This is a genomic window from Oleiphilus sp. HI0061, from assembly GCF_001635675.1.
Window position 1 is genome coordinate 1 of sequence record NZ_LWFE01001133.1, and the last position, 904, is coordinate 904.

Annotated in this window: 1 protein-coding gene; it reads left to right on the forward strand. The window is 46.0% G+C overall.

The window, feature by feature from the left end; all coding sequences use genetic code 11:
• Positions 1-436: 436 nt before the first annotated feature.
• On the forward strand, positions 437-904 hold a 468-nt coding region (locus A3735_RS16880), incomplete at its 3' end, for a hypothetical protein (protein WP_197485917.1).

Below are 904 nucleotides of genomic sequence, written 5' to 3' on the forward strand. Positions count from 1 at the left end.
GGCCTACGGCCTACACAGAGAAAAGATTAAAGCTTTCATTTAGATGTGTCTCAATCCCTTCCTCTGTGCAGCGAAGCGCCCGGTGTCCTCGGTGGTTCATCGGTTTATCCCTTAAAGATTAAGACATAAAAGCTGATTCACCACCGAGAACACAGAGCGGCCTGTGGCCTGCACCGAGAAAAGATAATAGCTTTCTTTAGATGTGTCTCAATCTCTTCCTCTGTGTAGCGAAGCGCTCGGTGTCCTCGGTGGTTCAAATGTTTATTTCTTAGGGTTCCAAGGAATGACAAACATCAAATAATGTAAACAAATGTTAAAATAGACCACTCCACCAACTAGTAAGCCCCTCCTTTAAATGCTAAATTAGCGCCCATTAAGATGATCGTCATGCATGGTCATCACAGTGAAGTACTCTCTAATAATGATGGAATCAGGAATGATCGATACACTCTCTCGCCTAAGGCTCACTGGGCGTGCATTTCTTTTTGTAATAGCAGCTTTATTCTCGCTTCAATCTATTGCCCTACAGCCTACACCGGCGCAGCTCGAACAGTTTAAGGGTCTACCTGCAGCTGAGCAGGCTCGTTTAGCCAAGCAGTTTGGTATGGATATTCCCAATGTAAATGCTGCACAAGCACCTGAGGTAGCGCAAACTAACAGCGTCATGCCGGTGGCTCAGCGACAAGTAGCTGAGTCTGTGGGCGGTGAAATTGACACCAATGCTGAAATGGAAGAAGGCAAGCTACCCGCTTTCGGCTACGACCTATTCGCCGGCCAGCCAACGACCTTTGCACCCATAACTGATGTACCTGTTTCATCTGATTATGTATTAGGCCCGGGTGACTCACTAAAAGTGAATCTCTATGGTAAAGAAAGTCAATTTTTCGAGTTGGTTGTTGATCAG